General features: G+C 60.3%; 23 protein-coding genes. 16 read left to right on the top strand and 7 right to left on the bottom strand.

Features of this window, described 5'->3' with window-relative positions; genetic code table 11:
• Window positions 1–4: 4 nt before the first annotated feature.
• Window positions 5–1,903 carry a sulfate adenylyltransferase subunit CysN gene (gene cysN / locus JJD66_RS04375; protein ID WP_089041399.1) on the top strand — a complete coding sequence of 633 codons (1,899 nt, stop codon included), beginning with the start codon at window positions 5–7 and terminating at the stop codon, window positions 1,901–1,903.
• Between the two features lie 111 nt (window positions 1,904–2,014).
• Here the strand turns inward: cysN and JJD66_RS04370 are convergent, their stop codons facing one another.
• The 3 genes from JJD66_RS04370 to JJD66_RS04360 form a co-directional block, all read right to left on the bottom strand.
• Window positions 2,015–2,914, bottom strand: coding sequence for an acyltransferase (locus JJD66_RS04370; RefSeq protein WP_198715300.1), 900 nt, complete (start codon window positions 2,912–2,914; stop codon window positions 2,015–2,017).
• The gene (gene pta / locus JJD66_RS04365) at window positions 2,915–5,014 is read right to left on the bottom strand and encodes a phosphate acetyltransferase (RefSeq protein ID WP_003188396.1); all 2,100 of its coding nucleotides are present in this window, start codon (window positions 5,012–5,014) and stop codon (window positions 2,915–2,917) included.
• 79 nt (window positions 5,015–5,093) lie between these two features.
• Entirely contained in the window at window positions 5,094–5,381 is a 288-nt protein-coding gene (locus JJD66_RS04360) for a DUF3565 domain-containing protein (RefSeq protein ID WP_102666761.1), read from the bottom strand.
• Here JJD66_RS04360 and JJD66_RS04355 point away from each other — a divergent pair.
• Window positions 5,380–5,865, top strand: a complete 486-nt coding sequence (locus tag JJD66_RS04355; protein WP_027606858.1) for an FKBP-type peptidyl-prolyl cis-trans isomerase — start codon at window positions 5,380–5,382, stop codon at window positions 5,863–5,865. The genes JJD66_RS04360 and JJD66_RS04355 overlap by 2 nt on opposite strands.
• 278 nt (window positions 5,866–6,143) lie before the next feature.
• On the opposite strand, the gene rpsT is transcribed toward JJD66_RS04355, so the two are convergent.
• Window positions 6,144–6,422: a 30S ribosomal protein S20 gene (rpsT, locus tag JJD66_RS04350; protein WP_003188401.1), complete on the bottom strand. Its 279-nt coding sequence runs from the start codon at window positions 6,420–6,422 to the stop codon at window positions 6,144–6,146.
• Window positions 6,423–6,675: 253 nt separating this feature from the next.
• Here rpsT and murJ point away from each other — a divergent pair, with 253 nt between their 5' ends.
• From murJ to ispH, 6 genes are all read left to right on the top strand, one after another.
• On the top strand, window positions 6,676–8,214 hold the full coding sequence (gene murJ / locus JJD66_RS04345; protein ID WP_200647639.1) for a murein biosynthesis integral membrane protein MurJ: 1,539 nt from the start codon (window positions 6,676–6,678) through the stop codon (window positions 8,212–8,214).
• Window positions 8,215–8,333: 119 nt separating this feature from the next.
• Window positions 8,334–9,272, top strand: a complete 939-nt coding sequence (gene ribF, locus JJD66_RS04340; protein WP_003188404.1) for a bifunctional riboflavin kinase/FAD synthetase — start codon at window positions 8,334–8,336, stop codon at window positions 9,270–9,272.
• A gap of 14 nt (window positions 9,273–9,286) precedes the next feature.
• Window positions 9,287–12,118: an isoleucine--tRNA ligase gene (gene ileS / locus JJD66_RS04335; RefSeq protein ID WP_105225685.1), complete on the top strand. Its 2,832-nt coding sequence runs from the start codon at window positions 9,287–9,289 to the stop codon at window positions 12,116–12,118.
• Window positions 12,111–12,623, top strand: coding sequence for a signal peptidase II (gene lspA, locus JJD66_RS04330; protein ID WP_003188406.1), 513 nt, complete (start codon window positions 12,111–12,113; stop codon window positions 12,621–12,623). The genes ileS and lspA overlap by 8 nt, the downstream gene beginning before the upstream one ends.
• Before the next feature lie 7 nt (window positions 12,624–12,630).
• On the top strand, window positions 12,631–13,068 hold the full coding sequence (locus JJD66_RS04325) for an FKBP-type peptidyl-prolyl cis-trans isomerase (protein WP_169855857.1): 438 nt from the start codon (window positions 12,631–12,633) through the stop codon (window positions 13,066–13,068).
• Window positions 13,069–13,249: 181 nt separating this feature from the next.
• Complete coding sequence (gene ispH / locus JJD66_RS04320) at window positions 13,250–14,197, top strand: 4-hydroxy-3-methylbut-2-enyl diphosphate reductase (RefSeq protein WP_032893637.1); 948 nt, start codon at window positions 13,250–13,252, stop codon at window positions 14,195–14,197.
• Here ispH and JJD66_RS04315 read toward each other — a convergent pair.
• Window positions 14,151–14,732 (bottom strand): GspH/FimT family pseudopilin, encoded by a 582-nt coding sequence (locus tag JJD66_RS04315; protein WP_198715303.1) that lies wholly within the window; start codon window positions 14,730–14,732, stop codon window positions 14,151–14,153. The genes ispH and JJD66_RS04315 overlap by 47 nt on opposite strands.
• A 197-nt stretch (window positions 14,733–14,929) precedes the next feature.
• Between JJD66_RS04315 and pilV the strand changes: the two genes are divergently transcribed.
• The 5 genes from pilV to thiO are packed head-to-tail and all read left to right on the top strand — an operon-like array spanning window position 14,930 to window position 18,237.
• Window positions 14,930–15,409, top strand: a complete 480-nt coding sequence (pilV, locus tag JJD66_RS04310; protein WP_200647638.1) for a type IV pilus modification protein PilV — start codon at window positions 14,930–14,932, stop codon at window positions 15,407–15,409.
• A complete protein-coding gene (locus JJD66_RS04305) occupies window positions 15,409–16,116 on the top strand; it encodes a PilW family protein (protein ID WP_200647637.1) in 708 nt (235 codons plus the stop codon). The genes pilV and JJD66_RS04305 overlap by 1 nt, the downstream gene beginning before the upstream one ends.
• A gap of 5 nt (window positions 16,117–16,121) precedes the next feature.
• Window positions 16,122–16,652: a pilus assembly PilX family protein gene (locus JJD66_RS04300; protein WP_200647636.1), complete on the top strand. Its 531-nt coding sequence runs from the start codon at window positions 16,122–16,124 to the stop codon at window positions 16,650–16,652.
• A gap of 11 nt (window positions 16,653–16,663) precedes the next feature.
• On the top strand, window positions 16,664–17,068 hold the full coding sequence (locus JJD66_RS04295; RefSeq protein ID WP_198715306.1) for a type IV pilin protein: 405 nt from the start codon (window positions 16,664–16,666) through the stop codon (window positions 17,066–17,068).
• Between the two features lie 59 nt (window positions 17,069–17,127).
• A complete protein-coding gene (gene thiO, locus JJD66_RS04290; protein WP_200647635.1) occupies window positions 17,128–18,237 on the top strand; it encodes a glycine oxidase ThiO in 1,110 nt (369 codons plus the stop codon).
• Here the strand turns inward: thiO and JJD66_RS04285 are convergent.
• Window positions 18,224–18,457, bottom strand: coding sequence for a PP0621 family protein (locus JJD66_RS04285; protein ID WP_034128051.1), 234 nt, complete (start codon window positions 18,455–18,457; stop codon window positions 18,224–18,226). The two genes, thiO and JJD66_RS04285, sit on opposite strands and share 14 nt — an antisense overlap.
• 127 nt (window positions 18,458–18,584) lie before the next feature.
• Window positions 18,585–19,610 carry an outer membrane protein assembly factor BamD gene (locus tag JJD66_RS04280; RefSeq protein ID WP_034128050.1) on the bottom strand — a complete coding sequence of 342 codons (1,026 nt, stop codon included), beginning with the start codon at window positions 19,608–19,610 and terminating at the stop codon, window positions 18,585–18,587.
• A gap of 149 nt (window positions 19,611–19,759) precedes the next feature.
• On the opposite strand from JJD66_RS04280, the gene rluD reads away from it, so the two are divergent.
• From rluD to clpB, 3 genes are all read left to right on the top strand, one after another.
• Window positions 19,760–20,722, top strand: a complete 963-nt coding sequence (gene rluD / locus JJD66_RS04275) for a 23S rRNA pseudouridine(1911/1915/1917) synthase RluD (protein ID WP_003188422.1) — start codon at window positions 19,760–19,762, stop codon at window positions 20,720–20,722.
• Window positions 20,719–21,444 (top strand): peptidoglycan editing factor PgeF, encoded by a 726-nt coding sequence (pgeF, locus tag JJD66_RS04270; protein ID WP_198715309.1) that lies wholly within the window; start codon window positions 20,719–20,721, stop codon window positions 21,442–21,444. The genes rluD and pgeF overlap by 4 nt, the downstream gene beginning before the upstream one ends.
• Window positions 21,445–21,579: 135 nt before the next feature.
• Window positions 21,580–24,144: an ATP-dependent chaperone ClpB gene (gene clpB, locus JJD66_RS04265; RefSeq protein ID WP_003188426.1), complete on the top strand. Its 2,565-nt coding sequence runs from the start codon at window positions 21,580–21,582 to the stop codon at window positions 24,142–24,144.
• Window positions 24,145–24,164 lie beyond the last annotated feature (20 nt).

Here is a 24,164-nt window from a genome sequence, read left to right as displayed (position 1 = left end):
TGTCATGTCGCATGTATCTGATTTGATCAGCGAGGACATCCTCGCCTACCTGGGCCAGCACGAGCGCAAAGAAATGTTGCGCTTCCTGACCTGTGGCAACGTCGACGACGGCAAGAGCACCCTGATCGGGCGCCTGCTGCACGACTCCAAGATGATCTACGAGGATCACCTGGAAGCCATTACCCGCGACTCGAAAAAGTCCGGCACCACCGGTGACGATATCGACCTGGCATTGCTGGTCGATGGCCTGCAGGCCGAGCGTGAGCAGGGCATCACCATTGATGTCGCCTACCGCTATTTCTCCACCGCCAAGCGCAAATTCATCATCGCCGATACCCCCGGCCATGAGCAGTACACCCGCAACATGGCCACCGGTGCGTCCACCTGTGATCTGGCGATCATCTTGATTGACGCTCGCTACGGCGTGCAGACCCAGACCCGTCGCCACAGCTATATCGCTTCGTTGCTGGGTATCAAACACATCGTGGTGGCCATCAACAAGATGGACATCAACGGCTTTGACCAAAGCGTATTCGAGTCGATCAAGGCCGATTATCTGAAGTTCGCCGAAGGTATCGCGTTCAAGCCGAGCACCCTGGCCTTCGTGCCGATGTCGGCGCTCAAGGGCGACAACGTGGTGAACAAGAGCGAGCGTTCGCCCTGGTATACCGGCCAGTCGCTGATGGAGATCTTGGAGACTGTCGAGATCGCCAATGATCGCAACTACACCGACCTGCGTTTCCCGGTGCAGTACGTCAACCGCCCGAACCTGAACTTCCGTGGGTTTGCCGGCACCCTGGCGAGTGGCATCGTGCACAAGGGCGACGAAGTGGTGGTATTGCCGTCGGGCAAGAGCAGCCGCGTCAAATCCATCGTCACCTTTGAAGGTGAGCTGGAACACGCAGGCCCAGGCCAGGCCGTGACCTTGACCATGGAAGACGAGATCGACATCTCCCGTGGCGACCTGTTGGTGCATGCCGACAACGTGCCGCAAGTGACCGACGCCTTCGACGCCATGCTGGTGTGGATGGCCGAAGAACCGATGCTGCCGGGCAAGAAATACGACATCAAGCGCGCCACCAGCTACGTGCCGGGTTCCATCACCAGCATCGTGCACCGCGTGGACGTAAACACCCTGGCCGAAGGCCCGGCGAGTTCGCTGCAGCTCAACGAGATTGGCAGGGTCAAGGTCAGCCTGGACGCCGCCATCGCCCTGGACGGTTACGACAGCAACCGCACCACTGGCGCGTTCATCGTGATCGACCGCTTGACCAACGGTACAGTGGCCGCGGGCATGATCATCGCGCCACCGGTGGGTCATGGCGGCGCGGCGCAGCACGGTAGCCTGGCGCATGTCGCCACCGAAGAGCGCGCTCTGCGTTTCGGCCAGCAGCCGGCCACGGTGTTGTTCAGCGGCTTGTCGGGCGCTGGCAAGAGCACTCTGGCCTATGCGGTCGAGCGCAAGCTGTTCGACATGGGCCGGGCGGTGTTCGTACTGGACGGCCAGAACCTGCGTCACGACCTGAACAAGGGCTTGCCCCAGGACCGTGCCGGGCGTACCGAGAACTGGCGTCGTGCGGCTCATGTGGCGCGTCAGTTCAACGAAGCCGGCCTGCTGACCCTGGCGGCTTTCGTTGCGCCGGATGCCGAAGGCCGTGAACAGGCCAAGGCGCTGATTGGTGCGGACCGACTGCTGACCGTCTACGTGCAGGCATCGCCGTTGGTGTGCGCCGAGCGTGACCCGCAAGGTTTGTACGCGGCCGGTGGGGATAACATCCCTGGCGAATCCTTCCCGTATGACGTGCCGCTGAATGCCGACCTTGTGATCGACACCCAGGCGTTGTCGCTGGAAGACAGCGTCAAGCAAGTGCTGGAACTGTTGCGTCAGCGCGGCGCGATCTAAGCTTTATAGCCGCACAAAAAAGCCCGCCACCGAGTGATCGGTGGCGGGCTTTTTACATATTCTCAAATGTGGACTCGGTCAATGTGGGAGCTGGCTTGCTTCCACATGTGATCAGCGGCTGGCCGGAAAGTCTTTGTGAAGCTGCTCCAGCAATGCATCCTTGTCTTGCCACAACTGGTTGATCCAGCCCTGGAACGCCAGCCGATATTCCTCATCCTGCTCATAATTCTTGCCGATGAACTCGGCCGGGATCTGCACCTCTTCAAAGTGCACCACCACGTCCTTCACATTGCCGCACAGCAAATCCCAATAACCTGGGCGCCCGCCGGGGTAGTGGATGGTCACATTGACCAGTGATTTGAGCTGCTCGCCCATGGCATCCAGCACAAACGCAATGCCGCCCGCCTTGGGTTTAAGCAAGTAGCGAAACGGTGACTGTTGCTGCGCATGCTTGCCCGGCGTAAAACGTGTGCCTTCGGCAAAGTTGAAAATCCCCACGGGGTTGTCGCGAAACTTCGCACAGGTCTTGCGTGTGGTTTCCAGGTCTTTGCCTTTCTTCTCCGGGTGCTTCTCCAAATAAGCCTTGCTGTAGCGCTTCATGAAGGGAAAGCCCAGCGCCCACCACGCCAGGCCAATCACCGGTACCCAGATCAGCTCTTGCTTGAGGAAGAACTTCAGCGGGCGAATGCGCCGATTGAGCACGTACTGCAACACCATGATGTCGACCCAGCTCTGATGGTTGCTGGTCACCAGGTACGAGTGCTGGTAGTCCAGGCCCTCGAGGCCAGTCAGGTGCCAGCGTGTGCGCCGCACCAGGTTCATCCAGCCCTTGTTGTTGGTAACCCAGGCTTCGTGGGTGTGGTTCATCAGCCATTCGCTCAAACGCTTGGCGAATGGCAGCGCCTTGAACAGCGCGACGATAAACAGGAACGAACACAGCAGTATCGTGTTCAGCGCCAGCAACAGCGAAGCGATCACCCCGCGCACGGCGGCAGGTAGAAAATCCAGCATTTAGATATCCATGGGTCGGTTGGCGGCTTGGATCGCCGTCAGGGCGATGGTGTACACGATGTCGTCCACCTGGGCGCCACGTGGCAGGTCATTGACCGGTTTGCGCAGGCCCTGAAGCATCGGCCCCAGGCTCACGCAATCGGCGCTGCGTTGTACGGCTTTGTGGGTGGTGTTGCCGGTGTTCAGGTCCGGGAATACAAAGACGGTGGCCTTGCCCGCCACCTGGCTGTTGGGCGCCAGTTGTCGGGCGACGTTTTCGTTGGCGGCGGCGTCGTATTGCAACGGGCCGTCGATCAGCAACGAACTTTGTTGTTCGTGGGCGAGCAGGGTAGCTTCGCGGACTTTTTCCACCTCCTCGCCGCTGGCCGAGTCACCGCTGGAATAGCTGATCATCGCTACCCGTGGCGTGATGCCGAACGCGGCTGCCGAGTCGGCGCTTTGCAGGGCGATTTCCGCCAGTTCCGCAGCGCTTGGGTGCGGGTTCATCACGCAGTCGCCGTACACCAGCACCTGCTCGGGGAACAGCATGAAGAACACCGACGACACCAGGGTGCAGCCCGGCGCGGTCTTGATCAGTTGCAGCGCGGGGCGAATGGTGTTGGCGGTGGAGTGAATCACGCCGGAGACCAGGCCATCCACTTCGTCGAGGGCGAGCATCATGGTGGCGATCACCACGGTGTCTTCCAGTTGTTGCTCGGCCATGGGCGCGTTGAGGCTTTTGCTCTTGCGCAAGGCGACCATTGGCTCCACGTAGCGTTGGCGAATCAGGTCGGGGTCGAGAATCTCCAGGCCTTCGGGCAGGTCGATACCCTGGGCGCGGGCGACTGCCTCCACATCCGCAGGCTTGGCCAACAGCACGCACCGGGCAATGCCCCGGGCCTGGCAGATTGCGGCGGCCTGTACGGTCAGTGGCTCGCTGCCTTCGGGTAACACGATGCGTTTGTTGGCGGCCTGGGCGCGTTGGATCAACTGGTAACGGAACACTGCCGGCGACAGGCGCATCTCCCTTGGCGTGCCGCAGCGCTGGTGCAGCCAGCGCGCATCGAGGTGGCTGGCGACGAAATCGGTGATGATTTCCGCACGCTCGCGGTCATCGATAGGGATTTCCTTGTTGAGGCTATTGAGCTGGTTGGCAGTGTCATAGGAGCCGGTGCTCACCGACAACACCGGCAACCCGGCCTGGAAGGCGCCTCGGCATAGATCCATGATGCGCGGGTCGGGCAGGGTGTCGCTGGTCAGCAGCAGCCCGGCCAGCGGCACGCCATTGATGGCGGCCAGGCTGACGGCGAGGATGATGTCATCGCGATCTCCCGGGGTCACCACCAACACGCCGGGTTTGAGCAGCTCGACAGTGTTACGCATGGTGCGCGCGCAAATGATGATCTTGGTCATGCGCCGGCTTTCGTAGTCACCGGCGTTGAGGATCTGCGCGCCCATCAGGTCGGCCACGTCGCGGGTGCGCGGGGCATTCAGCTCGGGTTGGTAGGGGATGCAGCCGAGCAGCCGGAAATCACCGCTGCGCAACAGCGGCGAATGCTCTTTGAGGCGCGCCGAGAAGGCTTCCATGCTTTCGTCGGTGCGTACCTTGTTGAGGATTACGCCCAGCACTTTCGGGTCTTTGGGGCCGCCAAACAGTTGGGCCTGCAATTCCACACGGCCGGAAAGCTCGGTGAGCACTTCATTTTCCGGCGCCGAGACCAGGATCACTTCCGCGTCCAGGCTCTTGGCCAGGTGCAGGTTGACCCGTGCCGCGTAGCTGGCGCTGCGGGTTGGCACCATCCCTTCGACGATCAGCACGTCTTTGCCTACGGCTGCCTGCTGGTAAAGGGTGATGATCTCTTCGAGCAACTCATCGAGCTGGCCGTCGCCGAGCATGCGCTCTACGTGAGCCAGGCCCAGGGGCTGCGGCGGTTTCAGGCCGTGGGTGCGCGCCACCAGCTCGGTAGAGCGTTCCGGCCCGGTATCGCCAGGGTGTGGCTGGGCAATGGGTTTGAAAAAGCCGACTTTCAGGCCGGCCCGTTCCAGGGTGCGCACCAGCCCAAGGCTGATGGAGGTCAGACCCACACCAAAATCGGTGGGCGCGATAAAAAAAGTCTGCATGCGAATTCTCTGGAGGTGCATGGCTTGGGTGGCGCTCTATGGGTGAGTGCCTACCGCGAATCAGGCGCCAAGGTTATCGTTATTCGTGCCCTTGCGCACACCAGCCGCACGCAAAGGCCTGGCCTATTTTTTCAAGGCGTTGCGCGGGGTCGAGCACCCAGGCGCGCGACTGCCAGGGCGGCTGGTGGCGCAGGTGCTGGGTGTGGCCGCAGGACAGCTCGGCCACCCAGTGCCCATCGTCGTCCTGATGAAAACCTGTGATCGTGACCGTTGATCGGCCCCGTCCGTCCGGGTTCCGTTCGCTTTCGGGCAAATCCTTGTTTAGACTTGTCCGTTCTTCATTCTTATGCAAAAGGTCTCGCCCCATGACGATCGCCGCTAACAAGGCTGTCTCCATCGACTATACCCTGACCAACGACGCTGGTGAGGTCATCGACAGCTCCGCCGGCGGCGCGCCGCTGGTTTACCTGCAAGGCGCAGGCAACATCATCCCGGGCCTGGAAAAGGCTCTGGAAGGCAAGAGCGTCGGTGACGAACTGACTGTCGCCGTAGAACCTGAAGATGCCTACGGCGAATACTCCGCCGAACTGGTCAGCACCTTGAGCCGCAGCATGTTCGAAGGTGTTGATGAGCTGGAAGTGGGCATGCAGTTCCACGCTTCCGCGCCGGACGGCCAAATGCAGATCGTCACCATCCGCGACCTGGACGGCGACGACGTTACCGTTGACGGCAACCACCCTCTGGCTGGCCAGCGCCTGAACTTCCAAGTGAAGATCGTGGCCATCCGCGACGCTTCCCAGGAAGAAGTGGCTCACGGCCACGTCCACGGTGAAGGCGGTCATCACCATTGATTGATGTTTTGATCAGGTGGTAGCAAAAACGCCCCGACTGGTTCGGGGCGTTTTTTTTGCCTTGAGAATATTCCCGATCAACTTTCTGTAGGAGCGAGCTTGCTCGCGAAAAACCTGAGAACCCCGCCGGGCGCCAGGCTTCCCGCGTCATCGTTAACGATCTTCGCGAGCAAGCTCGCTCCTACAGTTTCAGGCACAAACAAAAATGCCCCGGACCTTTCGGTACGGGGCATTTCTTAACTGTTACACAGCCTGAGCTGCGTTGCAGTTGTTACCACTTAGGCTGCAGCAGGAACGCTCAGAGCCTTGATGTGGCCATTCAGGCGGCTCTTATGGCGAGCGGCCTTGTTCTTGTGGATGATGCCTTTATCGGCCATACGGTCGATAACAGGCACAGCCAGAACGTAAGCTGCTTGAGCTTTTTCAGCGTCTTTGGTGTCGATGGCTTTGACTACATTCTTGATGTAGGTGCGAACCATGGAACGCAGGCTGGCGTTGTGGCTGCGACGCTTCTCAGCCTGTTTTGCACGTTTTTTGGCGGAAGGTGTGTTGGCCACCGTCGAGCTCCTCGAAAGACTTTTTAGGAAATAGCAAACAAAATAGGCCGCGAATCATGCCGATGACTTGACGGGTTGTCAAGGGCGGCTGATGCGAACTGCTGAGTGGTCGATCTGAAGAGGCGGGTGATTTATTTCCGGCGCTTGACCTGTAAACTCGCGAGCTTTGGCTCTGTGCTGTTGCAGGCGCGCAGTATCGCATAAGTGGGCGCGTAGTTCGCCTGCTCTTTATCTATAGGCGCAAACTCTTTCAATGAATCTGCTCAAATCGTTGGCTGCCGTCAGCTCTATCACGATGATTTCCCGGGTATTGGGGTTCGTGCGTGACACCCTGCTGGCCCGCATCTTTGGCGCCAGCATGGCCACGGATGCGTTCTTTATTGCCTTTAAGCTGCCCAACCTGTTGCGGCGGATCTTTGCCGAAGGCGCGTTTTCCCAGGCGTTCGTGCCGATTCTGGCCGAATACAAGACCCAGCATGGCGAGGAGGCGACTCGTACGTTCATCGCCTACGTCTCGGGTTTGCTGACGCTGGTGCTGATGCTGGTAACCACCGTCGGGATGCTCGCCGCGCCCTGGGTGATCTGGGCCACGGCGCCCGGTTTTGCCAATACGCCGGAAAAGTTCGCGCTGACCACTGATCTGTTGCGGGTCACCTTTCCTTATATATTGCTGATTTCCCTGTCTTCGCTCGCCGGGGCGATCCTCAATACCTGGAATCGTTTCTCGGTACCGGCCTTTGTGCCGACCTTGCTGAACGTCAGCATGATTATTTTTGCGCTGTTCCTTACCCCGTATTTCGATCCGCCCGTCATGGCGCTGGGCTGGGCGGTCCTGGCCGGCGGCCTGGCACAGTTGCTGTACCAGCTGCCACACCTGAAGAAAATCGGCATGCTTGTACTGCCGCGCTTGAACCTCAAGGATTCCGGCGTCTGGCGCGTGATGCGCAACATGCTGCCGGCGATCCTCGGGGTGTCGGTCAGTCAGATTTCCCTGATCATCAACACCGCGTTCGCCTCGTTGCTGGTATCCGGCTCGGTGTCGTGGATGTACTACGCCGACCGCCTGATGGAATTGCCATCCGGTGTGCTGGGCGTGGCGTTGGGCACCATCCTGCTGCCGACCCTGGCGCGCACCTACGCCAGCAAGGATCGCCAGGAATACTCACGCATACTCGATTGGGGCCTGCGCCTGTGCTTTCTGCTGGTGTTGCCGTGCGCCCTGGCCCTGGGCATCCTCGCCGAGCCGCTGACGGTCTCGCTGTTTCAATACGGGCAGTTCGACGCCCATGACGCGTTGATGACCCAGCATGCGTTGGTCGCCTACTCTGTCGGCCTGCTCGGCATTATCGTGATCAAGGTGCTGGCGCCCGGCTTCTATGCCCAGCAAAACATCCGCACGCCGGTGAAAATCGCGATTTTCACCCTGGTTGTCACGCAACTGCTCAACCTGGTGTTTATCGGCCCGCTGGCCCATGCCGGCCTGGCCTTGGCGATCAGCGCGGGGGCATGCATAAACGCAGGCCTGCTGTTTTACCAATTGCGCAAAAAACAGATGTACCAGCCGCAGCCAGGCTGGGGTGTGTTTGCGCTCAAGCTGCTGGTGGCGGTAGCGGCGATGTCGGTAGTGCTGTTTGGCCTGATGCACATCATGCCGGCCTGGGGCCAGGGCAATATGCTGGAGCGCTTCATGCGCCTGGGCGCGTTGGTAGTGGCGGGCGTGGTGGTGTACTTCGGGATGTTGCTGTTGCAGGGCTTCCGCCTGCGCGATTTCAATCGCAAGTCGCTGGGATAGCGAGTTTGCCGCGATAAAACAGTTGTTTTATCGATTCGACCCATTTGGCCTGCGCTGTTGCCTGTCGTCCGGGGCTGGGTGTGGTTATAATCGACCACTTTATGAGCAAGAAGCGCGTTATGCAGCTGGTTCGAGGTCTCCACAACCTGCGCCCCGAGCATCGGGGCTGCGTCGCCACTATTGGCAACTTTGACGGTGTTCACCGTGGCCACCAGGCTATCCTGGCTCGGCTGCGCGAGCGTGCGGTCGAGTTGGGCGTGCCCAGCTGCGTGGTGATTTTTGAGCCACAACCGCGGGAGTTCTTTACCCCGGAAACGGCGCCGGCACGCTTGGCGCGCTTGCGGGACAAGTTGCAGCTGTTGGCGGAGGAGGGCGTGGACCGTGTCCTCTGTCTGGCTTTCAACCAGCGTTTGCGCAGCCTCAGCGCCGCCGAGTTCGTCGACCGCATCCTGGTCGATGGGCTGGGGGTGCAACATCTGGAGGTCGGCGACGACTTCCATTTCGGTTGTGACCGGGTCGGGGATTTCGATTTCCTGCAACATGCCGGTGTCAATCAGGGTTTCACTGTCGAAGCCGCGCAAACCGTCGAACTGGACGGCCTGCGCGTGAGCAGCACCCAGGTGCGTAACGCCCTGGCCGCCGCCGACTTCGACCTGGCCGAGCGTTTGCTCGGTCGCCCGTTCCGCATTGCCGGACGGGTATTGCACGGCCAGAAGCTGGCGCGCCAATTGGGCACGCCAACCGCCAACGTGCAACTCAAGCGCCGTCGTGTGCCGCTGACCGGGGTTTACCTGGTAAGTGTCGACATCGATGGCCAATCGTGGCCGGGAGTCGCCAATATAGGCGTCAGACCCACGGTTGCAGGTGATGGCAAGGCCCACCTGGAAGTTCACCTTTTGGATTTTGCCGGTGATTTATACGACCGGCGTTTGACGGTGGTTTTCCACCAGAAGCTGCGTGAAGAGCAGCGTTTCGCCTCCCTGGAGGCGTTGAAAACGGCGATCAATGCGGATGTCGCCGCCGCCCGTGCACTAGCCGCACCTAGCGCCCATCGCTAACCGAAGAGCCTTAAATGACCGACTATAAAGCCACGCTAAACCTTCCGGACACCGCCTTCCCAATGAAGGCCGGCCTGCCACAGCGCGAACCGCAGATCCTGCAGCGCTGGGACAGTATTGGCCTGTACGGAAAGTTGCGCGAAATTGGCAAGGATCGTCCGAAATTCGTCCTGCACGACGGCCCTCCTTATGCCAACGGCACGATTCACATCGGTCACGCGCTGAACAAGATTCTCAAGGACATGATCCTGCGCTCCAAGACCCTGTCGGGCTTCGACGCGCCGTATGTCCCGGGCTGGGACTGCCACGGCCTGCCGATCGAGCACAAAGTCGAAGTGACTTACGGCAAGAACCTGGGCGCGGACAAGACCCGCGAACTGTGCCGTGCCTACGCCGCCGAGCAGATCGAAGGGCAGAAGTCTGAATTCATCCGCCTGGGTGTGCTGGGCGAGTGGGACAACCCCTACAAGACCATGAATTTCAAGAACGAGGCCGGTGAAATCCGCGCCTTGGCCGAAATCGTCAAAGGCGGTTTCGTGTTCAAGGGCCTCAAGCCCGTGAACTGGTGCTTCGACTGCGGTTCGGCCCTGGCCGAAGCGGAAGTGGAGTACGAAGACAAGAAGTCCTCGACCATCGACGTGGCCTTCCCGATCGCCGACGACGCCAAGCTAGCCGAGGCTTTCGGCCTGGCAAGCCTGGCCAAGCCGGCCGCCATCGTGATCTGGACTACCACCCCATGGACCATCCCGGCCAACCAGGCGCTGAACGTGCACCCGGAATTCACCTACGCCCTGGTGGACGTTGGTGATCGCCTGCTGGTGCTGGCCGAGGAAATGGTCGAGTCGTGCCTGGCGCGTTACGAGCTGCAAGGTTCGGTGATCGCCACCACCACGGGTTCCGCGCTGGAGCTGATCAACTTCCGTCACCCGTTCTATGACCGTCTGTCGCCGGTGTACCTGGCTGACTACGTGGAGCTGGGCGCCGGCACTGGCATCGTTCACTCTGCGCCCGCCTATGGCGTAGACGACTTCGTGACCTGCAAAGCCTATGGCATGGTCAACGACGACATTCTGAATCCAGTGCAAAGCAATGGCGTGTACGCGCCGTCCCTGGAGTTCTTCGGCGGCCAGTTCATCTTCAAGGCCAACCAGCCGATCATCGACAAGCTCTCGGAAGTCGGTGCGCTGTTGCACACCGAAACCATCAAGCACAGCTACATGCACTGCTGGCGCCACAAGACCCCGCTGATCTACCGCGCCACTGCGCAGTGGTTTATCGGTATGGACAAAGAGCCGACCAGCGGCGATACCCTGCGTAACCGCGCGATCAAGGCCATCGAAGACACCACGTTCGTTCCGGCCTGGGGCCAGGCGCGCCTGCATTCGATGATCGCCAATCGTCCGGACTGGTGCATCTCCCGCCAACGTAACTGGGGCGTGCCGATTCCGTTCTTCCTGAACAAGGAAAGCGGCGAGCTGCACCCTCGCACCGTCGAACTGATGGAGCTTGTGGCCCAGCGTGTCGAGCAGGAAGGTATCGAAGCCTGGTTCAAGCTGGACGCCGCCGAGCTGTTGGGCGATGAAGCGCCGCTGTACGACAAGATCAGCGACACCCTCGACGTGTGGTTCGATTCGGGCACCACCCACTGGCACGTGCTGCGTGGCTCGCACCCGATGGGCCACGAGACCGGCCCGCGTGCCGACCTGTACCTGGAAGGTTCGGACCAACACCGTGGCTGGTTCCACTCGTCGCTGCTGACCGGTTGCGCCATCGACGACCACGCACCGTACCGCGAACTGCTGACCCACGGTTTCACCGTCGACGAGAACGGCCGCAAGATGTCCAAATCCCTGGGCAACGTGATTGCGCCGCAAAAGGTCAATGACACCCTGGGCGCCGACATCATGCGTCTGTGGGTGGCCTCGACTGACTATTCGGGTGAGATGGCTGTTTCGGAGCAGATCCTGCAACGCAGCGCCGACGCCTACCGTCGTATCCGCAATACCGCGCGCTTCATGCTGTCGAATCTGACCGGTTTCAACCCGGCCACCGACCTGCTGCCGGCCGAAGACATGCTCGCGCTGGACCGTTGGGCTGTGGACCGTACCCTGTTGCTGCAGCGTGAGCTGCAAGAGCACTACGGCGAATACCGCTTCTGGAATGTCTACTCCAAGGTCCACAACTTCTGCGTGCAGGAGCTGGGCGGTTTCTACCTCGACATCATCAAGGACCGCCAGTACACCACCGGCGCCAACAGCAAGGCTCGCCGTTCGGCGCAGACCGCGCTGTACCACATCAGCGAAGCGCTGGTGCGCTGGATCGCACCGATCCTGGCGTTCACCGCCGACGAGCTGTGGGAATACCTGCCGGGCGAGCGTAACGAGTCCGTCATGCTCAACACCTGGTACGAAGGCTTGACCGAACTGCCGGCCGACTTCGAACTGGGCCGCGAGTACTGGGCAGGCGTCATGGCCGTCAAGGTTGCGGTGAACAAGGAACTGGAAGTCCAGCGTGCGGCCAAGGCCGTGGGTGGCAACCTGCAAGCCGAAGTCACCCTGTTTGCCGAGGATGGCCTGACTGCCGACCTGGCCAAGCTGAGCAACGAACTGCGCTTCGTACTGATCACCTCCACCGCGAGCCTGGCACCTTTCGCCCAGGCTCCGGCAGATGCCGTGGTCACCGAGGTGCCGGGCCTGAAGCTCAAGGTGGTGAAATCGGCCTTCCCTAAATGCGCCCGTTGCTGGCACTGCCGTGAAGATGTCGGTGTGAACCCTGAGCACCCGGAAATCTGCGGTCGTTGTGTCGATAACATCAGCGGTGAAGGCGAGGTTCGCCACTATGCCTAATGCAGCCAGTCGTTTCGGACGTCTGGGCTGGCTCGTACTGAGCCTGCTGGTGCTGGTCATTGACCAGGTCAGCAAGGCTCACTTCGAGGGCTCCCTGGAAATGTTCCAGCAGATTGTGGTGATCCCGGATTACTTCAGTTGGACCCTGGCCTACAACACTGGCGCCGCCTTCAGCTTCCTCGCTGACGGCGGTGGCTGGCAGCGCTGGCTGTTCGCGGTGATCGCCGTGGTGGTCAGTGCCGTGCTGGTGGTGTGGCTAAAGCGCCTGGGTCGCGACGACACCTGGCTGGCTATCGCGCTGGCCCTGGTGTTGGGCGGCGCGCTGGGTAACCTGTATGACCGCATCGCCCTGGGCCATGTGATCGACTTCATCCTGGTGCACTGGCAGAACCGCCACTACTTCCCGGCGTTCAACTTTGCCGACAGCGCCATCACCGTTGGTGCAATCATGCTGGCGCTGGATATGTTCAAGAGCAAGAAAACCGGAGAAACCGTTAATGACTGATCAGGTATTGGCTGAGCAACGCATCGGCCAGAACACGGAAGTCACTTTGCATTTCGCATTGCGCCTGGAGAATGGCGACACGGTAGACAGCACCTTCGACAAAGCCCCGGCGACCTTCAAGGTTGGCGACGGTAACCTGCTGCCTGGTTTTGAAGCGGCATTGTTCGGGTTCAAGGCGGGCGACAAGCGCAACCTGCAGATCCTGCCGGAAAACGCCTTCGGCCAACCCAACCCGCAAAACGTGCAGATCATCCCGCGTTCGCAGTTCGAGGGTATGGACCTGTCGGAAGGCTTGCTGGTGATCTTCAATGATGCGGCAAATACCGAATTGCCCGGTGTGGTTAAAGCCTTCGATGATGCGCAAGTGACCATCGACTTCAACCATCCGTTGGCCGGTAAAACCTTGACGTTTGATGTTGAAATCATCGACGTTAAAGCGCTCTAACTGACGAAACCGGTTCCTGTGGGGCTGGCTTGTGTGGGAGCTGGCTTGCCTGCGATAGCATCACCTCGTTGTACCTGATACATCGAGACGTTTGCATCGCGGGCAAGCCCGCTCACACAGACGCTTATTCTATAGAGCTGAGTTGATCCAATTTCTTGGCCTGCAAGGCACGAGGCACAGCATGCAAATCAAACTCGCCAACCCCCGTGGCTTCTGCGCTGGCGTGGACCGGGCGATCGAAATCGTCAACCGCGCCCTGGAAGTCTTCGGGCCGCCGATTTATGTGCGCCACGAAGTCGTGCATAACAAGTTCGTGGTCGAAGACCTGCGCGCACGCGGTGCGATCTTTGTCGAAGAACTCGACCAGGTACCCGACGACGTTATCGTCATCTTCAGTGCCCATGGCGTGTCCCAGGCCGTACGTACCGAAGCGGCCGGCCGTGGCCTAAAAGTATTCGATGCCACCTGCCCGCTGGTGACCAAGGTGCACATCGAAGTGGCGCGCTATAGCCGCGACGGTCGCGAATGCATCCTGATCGGCCATGCCGGTCACCCGGAAGTCGAAGGCACCATGGGCCAGTACGACGCCAGCAACGGCGGCGCTATCTACCTGGTTGAAGACGAAAAAGACGTCGCCAACTTGCAGGTGCACAATCCCGACCGCCTGGCTTTCGTTACCCAGACCACCTTGTCCATGGACGATACCAGCCGCGTCATCGATGCCCTGCGCACGCGATTCCCTGCCATTGGCGGCCCACGCAAGGATGACATCTGCTACGCCACGCAAAACCGCCAGGATGCGGTCAAGCAACTGGCGAATGAGTGTGATGTAGTGCTGGTGGTCGGCAGCCCTAACAGTTCCAACTCCAACCGCTTGCGTGAGCTGGCCGAACGCATGGCCACGCCGGCGTACCTGATCGACGGTGCCGAAGACATGCAGCGCAGCTGGTTCGATGGTGTTGAGCGTATCGGCATCACGGCGGGTGCCTCCGCTCCGGAAGTGCTGGTGCGCGGTGTGATCCAACAGTTGCAAGCCTGGGGTGCTACCGGCGCCGATGAGCTGGCGGGTCGTGAAGAAAACATCACGTTCTCGATGCCCAAGGAACTGCGGGTCCGCTCGCTGCTCTGACGGCCAGGGTGCTGGAATAGCCTCGGCATAATGCCTGTTCGGTCTTGTCACTGCGCAGGCTGACGCGCCCGCTGGGGGCCAGCACGATCTGATACACGCTCTGTGCATGGTCCTTGTCACACACATGCACGGTGCCGGCACGAAATCCCCCGCCGGCGAACACTGGCTCCCCCAGGCCGCTGAAGCGCACCTGGCTCGTAACCGGGCCATTACCGGCGACCGGCACGCGCCCATTGCTCTCGCGCTCCAGCAATACCGGATTGTCGTCATCCAGGTGGCCGCGCCCACTCACATCCAGTATCACGCGCCATCCCAGGCTCCAGTCCTCGTCCTTCGCATGAATGACCACCGCCCGGTTGCGCGCGATGGCCTCGGTGCGTGCGTAGCGCAGCCCGGAGGCGAGTGCTTGGGCCGCGCTTTGTCGTTGCTGCGATTCAAGCAAACCCTTGAAACCGGGTACGGCCAGTTGCGCGAGAAAACTGGTGACGATCAGCCCCAGCAACATCTCAATCAGGGTGAATCCTTGTTGTTTCATGTGCGTTCCCTCCATGGGCGCGAGTGGGTTTTCTAGGTATAGCGCTTGGTCCTTGGCGCTGGATGATGGCCTTTATGTCCAAAGTATTTCCCTTTGTTCCGGGAGCAGCGCCGCTCGAAAACCGACGCTAGTCTTGGGTCGCACAGCAGGTTTTGCCTGCTTTTTTTCACCGGCCTTCGACATGGATGACGACGGAAATGCCAGCCTGCCAGAACCGATTCCTGCGCGTTGCGCACTCGCGCCAATCCGGCATGACACTGATCGAGGTGCTGGTAGCGCTGTTGATTTTGGCGATCGGCCTGATGGGCGCTGCGGTGCTGCAACTCAACGCGCTCAAGTACACCAATAGCGCCAGGATGACCAGCCAAGCCAGTTTCATTGCCTATGACATGCTCGACCGCATTCGCACCAATGCTGGCGCCGATTACACATGGGGCAGGGCGGAGCTGGCGCCGCCCAACACTGCCACCGCCAGCGTGCGTGATCTCGACCTGCACGATTTCGAGGCCAATATCACGGGTTTTGCCGGTGAGGATGCCAAAGGTTCAGTGGTGGTGAACGGGCAAGAGGTCACCATCAGCATCAGTTGGGCAGATGCCCGGGCAGCAAACCGTCCAGGTGCGCGGGAAACCTTCACGCTGACCAGCCGCATCGGCACTGAACAGGGAGAGAGGTAATGAAGCGTCTTGGGCGAGGTTTCAGTCTGGTGGAAGTGTTGCTGGCGCTTGCCATCGGGTTGGTTTTGATACTTGGTGCGAGCCAGATACTGATCAGTTCGCGGTTGACCCATGCCAGCCAGCAGGCCGCCATGCTGCTGCAGGATGATGCGCGGTTTGTGCTGAGCAAGATCACCCAGGATATTCGCCAGGCAGGCATGCTGGGGTGTTTGGCCGTGGCCGCTATCGACAATGCTCCGGCAGCCTTTGATCGGCCGATAAGCTGGGAGGCGGCGGGGAGTGCGAAGTCACTGACGCTGGTGACCGCGAATGTCGGCGATGGCGTCAGCAAGACTGACTGGACAGTGTTGTCCGACTGCAAGGAGGCGGCCAGGGCTTATGCAGGCACACCACCCGGAGCCGAACCCGGCCAACTTCGCTTTGGCATACGCCAACTTACCTACACCTACGAATCGGGTCAGTTGAAGATCAGTACCCCGGCAGCACCGGCCAAGGCGGTATTGATGGATAACGTGCGGGCATTCGACGTCAGCTTCGGCATGGCGGCCACCTCGGTATCGACAGTTGTGGTGCGCTATGACAGCCATCCGGCCGATGAGTCGCTGATACGCAGCGTGCGCATTCTCATGACCCTTCAAGATCCCGCTGGGCGGGTGAAGGACCAGACCTATAGTGTCGTTGCGGCACTGCGAAATCGGCTGGGGTAGGGGCAATGACCATGCATGGTGGCATTCGAGCAGGGCAGACCGGCATGGTGCTGCTGATCAGTCTGGTGTTCCTGTTGGTGCTGTCGCAGGTGGGAGTGTCATCAATACAGGCTGCGGTCTCCCAGCAAAAAGTCGCGAGCAGCCTGTGGCATCGCAATCAATCGTTTCAATCTGCCGAAAGCGGCCTGAGGTTGGGGGAGTCGGCCGTGCAAAAGGTTGGCCAGGCGATGCCTGTCTGCCACTCGATCATCCGCTGTGCGCCGCCTGCTGAAGCGTCTTCCTTGACGGCGGCCGGGACGAACCCTGTCTCGGCGGTCACCTGGCTTGCCTTGAAAAATGGGTTTTATGGCATTCAATCCCTCGGGGAGGGTGAAGGGCTGGCTCATTTGCCGCCCCATTCCCTGGCCACGCTTTTTCGGGTCACTTCGGTCGGTCTCGCGGGGCAATCTCGCACGGTGCTGGAGACGGTCTATGCCCGTGTAGAGGAGGGCGGCCGCGTCAGGTTTCGACGGGTCTTATGGCGGCAACTTCAATAAGGAGCAATCGGATGGGCAAGGAGAGCCAGGGTTTTACCCTGATTGAGTTACTGATCGTCGTGGCGATCATCGCGTTGCTGGCCGGGATTGCGTATCCCGGGTACCTCAGCCAGGTGAAGAAGATGTATCGGGCGCAGATCGTCGCGTTGTTGAGCGAACAGGCCCAGCACCTGGAGCGTTCTTATACGAGGAATGGCACTTTTATTGATGCAGGCGACGTCAGCGCGGGCAATGATCATTATAGAATCAGTGCCGTCCTCAACCCTCAGGATTTTGACCTGCTCGCCACACCCGCTGCGGACTCGGTCATGGCGAACGACGCGTGCGCAGCATTCAGCTTGACCAGCACCGGTATGCGCGGCAACCCGGGAGCAGGGCCTGAAATGTCGCCCAAGGTCTGCTGGGGGCAAGGATGAGCGTACTTGAAGCGTGGGCGCCGGGCGCGCCTTTCCCTGTTTATCGGCTGGATCAAATGATGGCTAAGCAACAGCAAGTGGTGATTGTCGGCGGCGGAGTAATCGGTCTGTTGACGGCGTACAACCTCGCCAGTGAGGGCCAGACGGTCACGCTGCTGGAGCGCGGTGGGCTTGGGCAAGAGGCTTCCTGGGCGGGCGGTGGGATTGTCTCGCCGTTGTACCCGTGGCGCTATAGCCAGGCGGTCACTGCCTTGGCCCATTGGTCCCAGGATTTTTACCCGCAACTGGCGCAACGGCTATTTGCTGCTACCGGCGTCGATCCAGAGGTACATACCACGGGTTTGTATTGGCTCGACCTGGATGACGAAGCGCAAGCACTGGCCTGGGCTGTCCGTGAAGGGCGACCGTTGAGCAAGGTGGATGTATCGGCGGCCCATGACGCGGTGCCGGTGCTGGGGGGCGGCTACTCCCAGGCGATCTACATGGCCAACGTGGCCAATATTCGCAACCCGCGCCTGGTCAAATCATTGAAGGCGGCGCTGCTGGCGTTGCCGAACGTGACGATTCGCGAGCAATGCGATGTGTCGGGCTTTGTACTCGGCGGCGGCAGGGTGGTGGGTGTGAATACCGCTACGGGCCACGTTTTGGGGGATCACGTGGTGCTCGCGGCCGGCGCCTGGAGCGGGCAATTGCTGGGTACGCTGGGCTTGGGGCTACCCGTGGAGCCGGTTAAAGGCCAGATGATCCTGTACAAATGCGCGTCCGATTTTTTATCCAGCATGGTCCTGGCCAAGGGGCGTTATGCGATCCCGCGGCGGGATGGGCACATCCTGATCGGCAGCACGTTGGAGCATGAAGGATTCGACAAGACGCCGACCGACACCGCGCTTGAAAGCCTCAAGGCATCTGCGCAGGAACTGATTCCCGCCTTGGCGGACGCCGAGGTGGTCGGGCATTGGGCCGGTTTGCGGCCTGGCTCACCCGAAGGTATACCGTTTATCGGTGAGGTCCCTGGCTTCAGGGGGCTGTGGCTCAATTGTGGGCATTACCGCAATGGTCTGGTACTCGCACCAGCATCTTGCCAGTTGTTCACCGACTTGCTGCTGGCGCGGGCTCCGATCATCGATCCAGTGCCTTACGCCCCCGCAGGTCGCCTCAACGCTGGATAGACTTTGGCCCTTGTTCCAGGTGCGCTTGGGTGCAGTACCATTCCTGACGTGAACTCAGTGCGCGGTCCTGCGGCAGGTGCACGCCACAGTGAGCGCAGCGCACCATCAGGGCTGCATCCGGCTCGGCAGGCCGTTGCTGACGGGAGGCAGGGTTTTTGAATTTGCGCCAGAACCATACCGCGGCAGCAATGACGGCAATCCAGAACAGTAGACGAAGCATGATGGGCAGTTTCTCGACAAGGAATGCGCCAGTTTAGCCAAGGTAGTCATGGGCGCACAGCGCAATAAATACTCGCTCATAAAAAAGGGAGCTCCTTCAGAGCTCCCTTTTGCGTTGCGTCGAACAATCAGTCGAACACACCGAAGGTCATGTAGCTGAACCACGAACGGTCCTGGTTGTCGCCCAGGGCTTGCGGCTCTTCTTCTTCGATCACATCGCCGTTCTCGTCGTGCGGCTTGAGCTCCGAAGGAATGGCGTCCTTGGCGTCCTGGTACTGCTTGATCACGTCCTGGTTGGCGCGGGTTTCACCTGGCGGCAGCGGTGGACGGGACTCGATCAGGCCCAGGGTGTACTTGCTCAGCCACGAACGGTTGTCCGCTTCGTCAACCTGAGGCACGAACTGGCCGTCTTTCAGGCTAGGGTGGTCAGGGTAGTTGAGCTTCAGGGTTTCCAGGCTGGTAGTCGCCAGGGTGTCCAGGTGCAGACGCTGGTAAGCCTCGGTCATCACGGCCAGGCCGTCACCCACGGACGGGGTTTCCTGGAAGTTTTCCACCACGTAGCGGCCACGGTTGGCTGCGGCCACATAAGCCTGACGCGTCAGGTAGTAGTGGGCCACGTGGATCTCGTACGAAGCCAGCAGGTTGCGCAGGTAGATCATGCGCTGCTTGGCGTCCGGCGCATAGCGGCTGTTGGGGTAGCGGCTGGTCAGCTGGGCGAACTCGTTATAGGAGTCGCGGGCAGCACCCGGGTCGCGCTTGGTCATGTCCAGCGGCAGGAAGCGCGCCAGCAGGCCAACATCCTGGTCGAACGAGGTCAGGCCCTTCATGTAGTAGGCGTAGTCCACGTTCGGATGCTGCGGGTGCAGGCGGATGAAACGCTCGGCAGCGGACTTGGCAGCTTCCGGCTCGGCGTTCTTGTAGTTGGCGTAGATCAGCTCAAGCTGGGCCTGGTCGGCATAGCGGCCGAACGGGTAACGCGACTCCAATGCCTTCAGCTTCGCTGTGGCACTGGTGAAGCTATTATTGTCCAAGTCTGTCTGAGCTTGCTGGTACAGCTCGACTTCGCTCAGGTTTTCGTCGACGACGTCCTTTGTTGACGAGCAAGCAGCAGTCATGGCGAGGATGGCGATCAGCAGCAGGTGTTTCACTTGCATGGCGGCTTGCGTCCCTATGACGGCCGCTGTCTTGGGCGGGGCCGTCCTGTTATGATGAGCGCCCCGTTGAAAGCCTCGGGGCAAAAGACGCCGTATTTAACCACAAGCGCGCAGCCGAAACCAAAGGCTACGCCACGCCTAGTCTGAGCATGTCCGATAAAATTGAACTTCGCGCAGAGGTGCCGTCCGAATTGGGCGGCCAACGCCTCGATCAAGTCGCCGCACAATTATTCGCTGAGCACTCGCGCTCGCGCCTTTCCGCCTGGATCAAAGACGGCCGCCTGACTGTGGATGGAGCGGTTATCCGCCCGCGAGACATAGTCCATGGCGGTGCGATTCTTGAGCTGACTGCCGAGCAGGAAGCCCAGGGAGAATGGGTTGCCCAGGACATCGAGCTGGATATCGTCTATGAAGACGACGACATCCTGGTCATCAACAAACCCGCGGGCCTGGTGGTTCACCCGGCCGCCGGGCACGCTGATGGCACCTTGCTCAATGCCCTGTTGCACCACGTGCCGGACATCATCAATGTGCCGCGCTGCGGCATCGTGCACCGTCTGGACAAGGACACCACCGGCCTTATGGTGGTAGCCAAGACCATTCAGGCGCAGACGCAACTGGTTACGCAATTGCAGAGCCGTAGCGTCAGCCGCATCTATGAGTGCATTGTGATCGGCGTCGTTGTGGCCGGTGGCAAGATCAACGCGCCCATTGGTCGTCACGGCCAGCAGCGCCAGCGTATGGCGGTGATGGAGGGCGGCAAGCAGGCCGTCAGCCACTACCGTGTGCTGGAGCGTTTCCGCTCCCACACCCATGTGCGGGTCAAGCTGGAAACCGGGCGTACCCACCAGATTCGCGTGCACATGGCGCACATCAACTTCCCGTTGGTCGGCGACCCAGCCTACGGTGGCCGCTTCCGTATTCCGCCGGCGGCCAGCCAGACCATGGTTGAGTCGCTCAAGACGTTCCCGCGCCAGGCACTGCATGCACGCTTCCTGGAACTGGATCATCCGACGAGCGGTAAGCGCATGAGCTGGGAATCGCCACTGCCAGACGATCTGGTCTGGCTGCTTTCGCTGCTCAAGCAGGATCGCGAGGCGTTTGTCGGATGAATGACTGGCTGATACCTGACTGGCCCGCGCCGGCTCGGGTAAAAGCCTGCGTCACCACCCGTGCGGGCGGCGTCAGCCTGGCGCCGTTCGACAGCCTCAACCTGGGCGATCATGTCGAGGACAGCCTTGAGGCCGTCCTTGAAAATCGTCGTCGCCTGAGTGACGCCTTCGATATCCAGCCTGCCTGGTTGCGTCAAGTCCATGGCACTCAGGTGGTTGAGGCCGATCCGGGCCGTACTGTCGAGGCAGACGGCAGTTGGACCAGCACCGCTGGCATCGCCTGCACATCCATGACCGCCGATTGCCTGCCTGCGCTGTTCTGTAATCGGGCGGGCACCCGGGTTGCCGCAGCCCATGCCGGTTGGCGTGGCTTGGCGGCTGGGATACTGGAGGCCGCGTTCGAAAGCCTGGATACCGCCCCTGAAGACGTTCTGGTCTGGCTCGGCCCTGCCATTGGCCCGCAAGCCTTCGAGGTCGGCCCGGAAGTGCGTGAAGTGTTCATGCAGCAACTGCCGGCCACCGCTGAAGCCTTTGTTCCCAGCCACAACGCTGGCAAGTTCATGGCCGACATCTACCAGCTGGCGCGTCTGCGTCTGGGAGTGCGCGGTGTTTCCGCTGTGTATGGTGGCGGTTTGTGCACTGTGACCGACCCGCGTTTCTTTTCTTATCGCCGCAGCCCGCGTACGGGCCGATTCGCCTCCCTTATCTGGCTTGAACGCTAGACTGTCCTGATCTGTATCAACCGTCCGCCGCTTGAAACGCCCAGAATCCACCCCATCTATAAGGGTATCTGGCAGGTTTCTTCATTCAGGATGTGTTTGTTCATAGCTCCGGCCTGCTCAAAAGGAAGGTGACTAATGCGTATTGATCGTTTAACCAGCAAATTACAGTTGGCCTTGTCCGACTCTCAATCCTTGGCGGTGGGCCTCGACCACCCGGCCATTGAGCCTGCGCACTTGATGCAGGCACTCCTGGAACAGCAAGGTGGTTCTATCAAACCCTTGCTGATGCAGGTGGGCTTTGACGTTAACAGTCTGCGCAAGGAGTTGAGCAAAGAGCTCGACCAACTGCCGAAAATCCAGAATCCCACCGGTGACGTGAATATGTCCCAGGATCTGGCGCGCCTGCTCAACCAGGCCGACCGCCTGGCTCAGCAGAAAGGTGACCAGTTCATCTCCAGCGAACTGGTGCTGCTCGCTGCCATGGACGACAACAGCAAGCTCGGCAAATTGTTGCTGGGCCAGGGCGTGAGCAAGAAAGCCCTGGAAAACGCCATCAACAACCTGCGTGGCGGCGAGGCGGTGAACGACCCTAACCATGAGGAGTCGCGCCAGGCCCTGGACAAATACACCGTCGACCTGACCAAGCGTGCCGAAGAAGGCAAGCTGGACCCGGTGATCGGCCGTGACGACGAGATTCGTCGCACCATCCAGGTGTTGCAACGTCGCACCAAGAACAACCCGGTGTTGATCGGTGAACCTGGCGTGGGTAAAACCGCGATTGCCGAGGGCCTGGCCCAGCGCATCATTAATGGTGAAGTGCCAGACGGCCTCAAAGGCAAGCGCCTGCTGTCTCTGGATATGGGCTCGCTGATTGCCGGTGCCAAGTTCCGGGGGGAGTTCGAAGAGCGCCTCAAATCCTTGCTTAACGAATTGTCGAAGCAGGAAGGGCAGATCATTCTGTTTATCGACGAATTGCACACCATGGTCGGCGCCGGTAAGGGCGAAGGCTCCATGGACGCCGGCAACATGCTCAAGCCCGCCTTGGCGCGGGGTGAGTTGCACTGCGTCGGTGCTACTACGCTCAACGAATACCGTCAGTACATCGAAAAGGACGCAGCCCTTGAGCGTCGCTTCCAGAAAGTACTGGTGGAAGAACCCAGCGAAGAAGACACCATCGCGATCCTGCGTGGTCTGAAAGAGCGCTATGAGGTCCACCATAAGGTGGCGATCACCGACGGTGCGATTATTGCGGCGGCCAAATTGAGCCACCGCTATATCACCGATCGCCAGTTGCCGGACAAGGCTATCGACCTGATCGACGAAGCGGCCAGCCGCATCCGTATGGAGATCGATTCCAAGCCGGAAGTGCTGGATCGCCTGGATCGGCGCCTGATTCAACTGAAAGTCGAATCCCAGGCGTTGAAGAAAGAAGAAGACGAAGCGGCCAAGAAGCGCCTGGAAAAACTCCAGGAAGAAATTGTTCGCCTGGAACGCGAGTATTCGGACCTCGAAGAAATCTGGACCTCGGAAAAAGCCGAAGTACAGGGTTCGGCGCAGATCCAGCAAAAGATCGAGCAGTCCCGTCAGGAACTGGAAGCGGCGCGCCGTAAAGGCGACCTGAACCGCATGGCCGAGTTGCAGTACGGGGTGATCCCGGACCTGGAGCGCAGCCTGCAGATGGTCGATCAGCACGGCAAGCCTGAGAACCAGTTGCTGCGCAGCAAGGTGACCGAGGAAGAAATTGCCGAAGTAGTCTCCAAGTGGACCGGTATTCCCGTGTCTAAGATGCTCGAAGGCGAGCGCGACAAGTTGCTTAAGATGGAAAGCCTGTTGCATCAGCGCGTCATCGGCCAGGAAGAGGCCGTGGTGGCGGTGTCCAACGCGGTACGGCGTTCCCGGGCAGGTTTGTCCGACCCGAACCGTCCAAGCGGCTCGTTCATGTTCCTCGGCCCGACCGGTGTGGGTAAGACCGAGTTGTGCAAGGCCCTGGCCGAGTTCCTCTTTGATACTGAAGAGGCGATGGTGCGGATCGATATGTCCGAATTCATGGAGAAACACTCGGTGGCTCGCCTTATCGGTGCACCGCCAGGCTATGTAGGCTATGAAGAGGGCGGTTATCTGACCGAAGCCGTGCGGCGCAAGCCTTACTCGGTGATCCTGCTGGATGAGGTCGAGAAGGCGCACCCGGATGTGTTCAACATCTTGCTGCAGGTGCTGGAGGATGGTCGCTTGACGGACAGCCACGGGCGTACGGTGGACTTCCGCAATACGGTGATCGTGATGACTTCCAACCTGGGGTCGGCACAGATCCAGGAATTGGTGGGTGATCGTGAAGCTCAGCGTGCGGCGGTGATGGACGCGTTGACCACGCACTTCCGTCCGGAATTCATCAACCGGGTCGATGAAGTGGTGATCTTCGAGCCTCTGGCGCGGGATCAGATCGCGGGCATCACCGAGATTCAGTTGGGCCGCCTGCGTAGCCGCTTGGCTGAGCGCGAGCTGGACCTTGAGCTGAGCGGCGAAGCGTTGGACAAGCTGATCGCGGTCGGTTACGACCCGGTGTATGGCGCACGGCCACTCAAACGTGCGATCCAGCGCTGGATCGAGAACCCACTGGCGCAGCTGATTCTGTCGGGCAGCTTTATGCCTGGCACCCGCGTCACGGCGACGGTGAAAGACGACGAAATCGTCTTCCATTAAGCCCTGCGCTTGGCGCAACC

This window comes from Pseudomonas sp. MF6751, from assembly GCF_016613265.1.
GTDB classification, from domain to species: Bacteria; Pseudomonadota; Gammaproteobacteria; order Pseudomonadales; family Pseudomonadaceae; genus Aquipseudomonas; species Aquipseudomonas fluorescens_BV.
Note: the sequence above shows the minus strand (reverse complement) of the source record. Positions and strands in the feature narration are given on the sequence as shown.

What these genes read in the sequence shown, in the direction of transcription:
- cysN (WP_089041399.1), top strand. Translation starts at nt 5, where the DNA reads ATGTCGCATGTATCTGATTTGATCAGCGAGGACATCCTCGCCTACCTG.
- JJD66_RS04370 (WP_198715300.1), bottom strand. Translation starts at nt 2,914, where the DNA reads ATGCTGGATTTTCTACCTGCCGCCGTGCGCGGGGTGATCGCTTCGCTG.
- pta (WP_003188396.1), bottom strand. Translation starts at nt 5,014, where the DNA reads ATGCAGACTTTTTTTATCGCGCCCACCGATTTTGGTGTGGGTCTGACC.
- JJD66_RS04355 (WP_027606858.1), top strand. Translation starts at nt 5,380, where the DNA reads ATGACGATCGCCGCTAACAAGGCTGTCTCCATCGACTATACCCTGACC.
- JJD66_RS04360 (WP_102666761.1), bottom strand. Translation starts at nt 5,381, where the DNA reads ATGGGGCGAGACCTTTTGCATAAGAATGAAGAACGGACAAGTCTAAAC.
- murJ (WP_200647639.1), top strand. Translation starts at nt 6,676, where the DNA reads ATGAATCTGCTCAAATCGTTGGCTGCCGTCAGCTCTATCACGATGATT.
- ribF (WP_003188404.1), top strand. Translation starts at nt 8,334, where the DNA reads ATGCAGCTGGTTCGAGGTCTCCACAACCTGCGCCCCGAGCATCGGGGC.
- ileS (WP_105225685.1), top strand. Translation starts at nt 9,287, where the DNA reads ATGACCGACTATAAAGCCACGCTAAACCTTCCGGACACCGCCTTCCCA.
- lspA (WP_003188406.1), top strand. Translation starts at nt 12,111, where the DNA reads ATGCCTAATGCAGCCAGTCGTTTCGGACGTCTGGGCTGGCTCGTACTG.
- ispH (WP_032893637.1), top strand. Translation starts at nt 13,250, where the DNA reads ATGCAAATCAAACTCGCCAACCCCCGTGGCTTCTGCGCTGGCGTGGAC.
- JJD66_RS04315 (WP_198715303.1), bottom strand. Translation starts at nt 14,732, where the DNA reads ATGAAACAACAAGGATTCACCCTGATTGAGATGTTGCTGGGGCTGATC.
- pilV (WP_200647638.1), top strand. Translation starts at nt 14,930, where the DNA reads ATGCCAGCCTGCCAGAACCGATTCCTGCGCGTTGCGCACTCGCGCCAA.
- JJD66_RS04305 (WP_200647637.1), top strand. Translation starts at nt 15,409, where the DNA reads ATGAAGCGTCTTGGGCGAGGTTTCAGTCTGGTGGAAGTGTTGCTGGCG.
- JJD66_RS04300 (WP_200647636.1), top strand. Translation starts at nt 16,122, where the DNA reads ATGACCATGCATGGTGGCATTCGAGCAGGGCAGACCGGCATGGTGCTG.
- JJD66_RS04295 (WP_198715306.1), top strand. Translation starts at nt 16,664, where the DNA reads ATGGGCAAGGAGAGCCAGGGTTTTACCCTGATTGAGTTACTGATCGTC.
- thiO (WP_200647635.1), top strand. Translation starts at nt 17,128, where the DNA reads ATGGCTAAGCAACAGCAAGTGGTGATTGTCGGCGGCGGAGTAATCGGT.
- JJD66_RS04285 (WP_034128051.1), bottom strand. Translation starts at nt 18,457, where the DNA reads ATGCTTCGTCTACTGTTCTGGATTGCCGTCATTGCTGCCGCGGTATGG.
- JJD66_RS04280 (WP_034128050.1), bottom strand. Translation starts at nt 19,610, where the DNA reads ATGCAAGTGAAACACCTGCTGCTGATCGCCATCCTCGCCATGACTGCT.
- rluD (WP_003188422.1), top strand. Translation starts at nt 19,760, where the DNA reads ATGTCCGATAAAATTGAACTTCGCGCAGAGGTGCCGTCCGAATTGGGC.
- pgeF (WP_198715309.1), top strand. Translation starts at nt 20,719, where the DNA reads ATGAATGACTGGCTGATACCTGACTGGCCCGCGCCGGCTCGGGTAAAA.
- clpB (WP_003188426.1), top strand. Translation starts at nt 21,580, where the DNA reads ATGCGTATTGATCGTTTAACCAGCAAATTACAGTTGGCCTTGTCCGAC.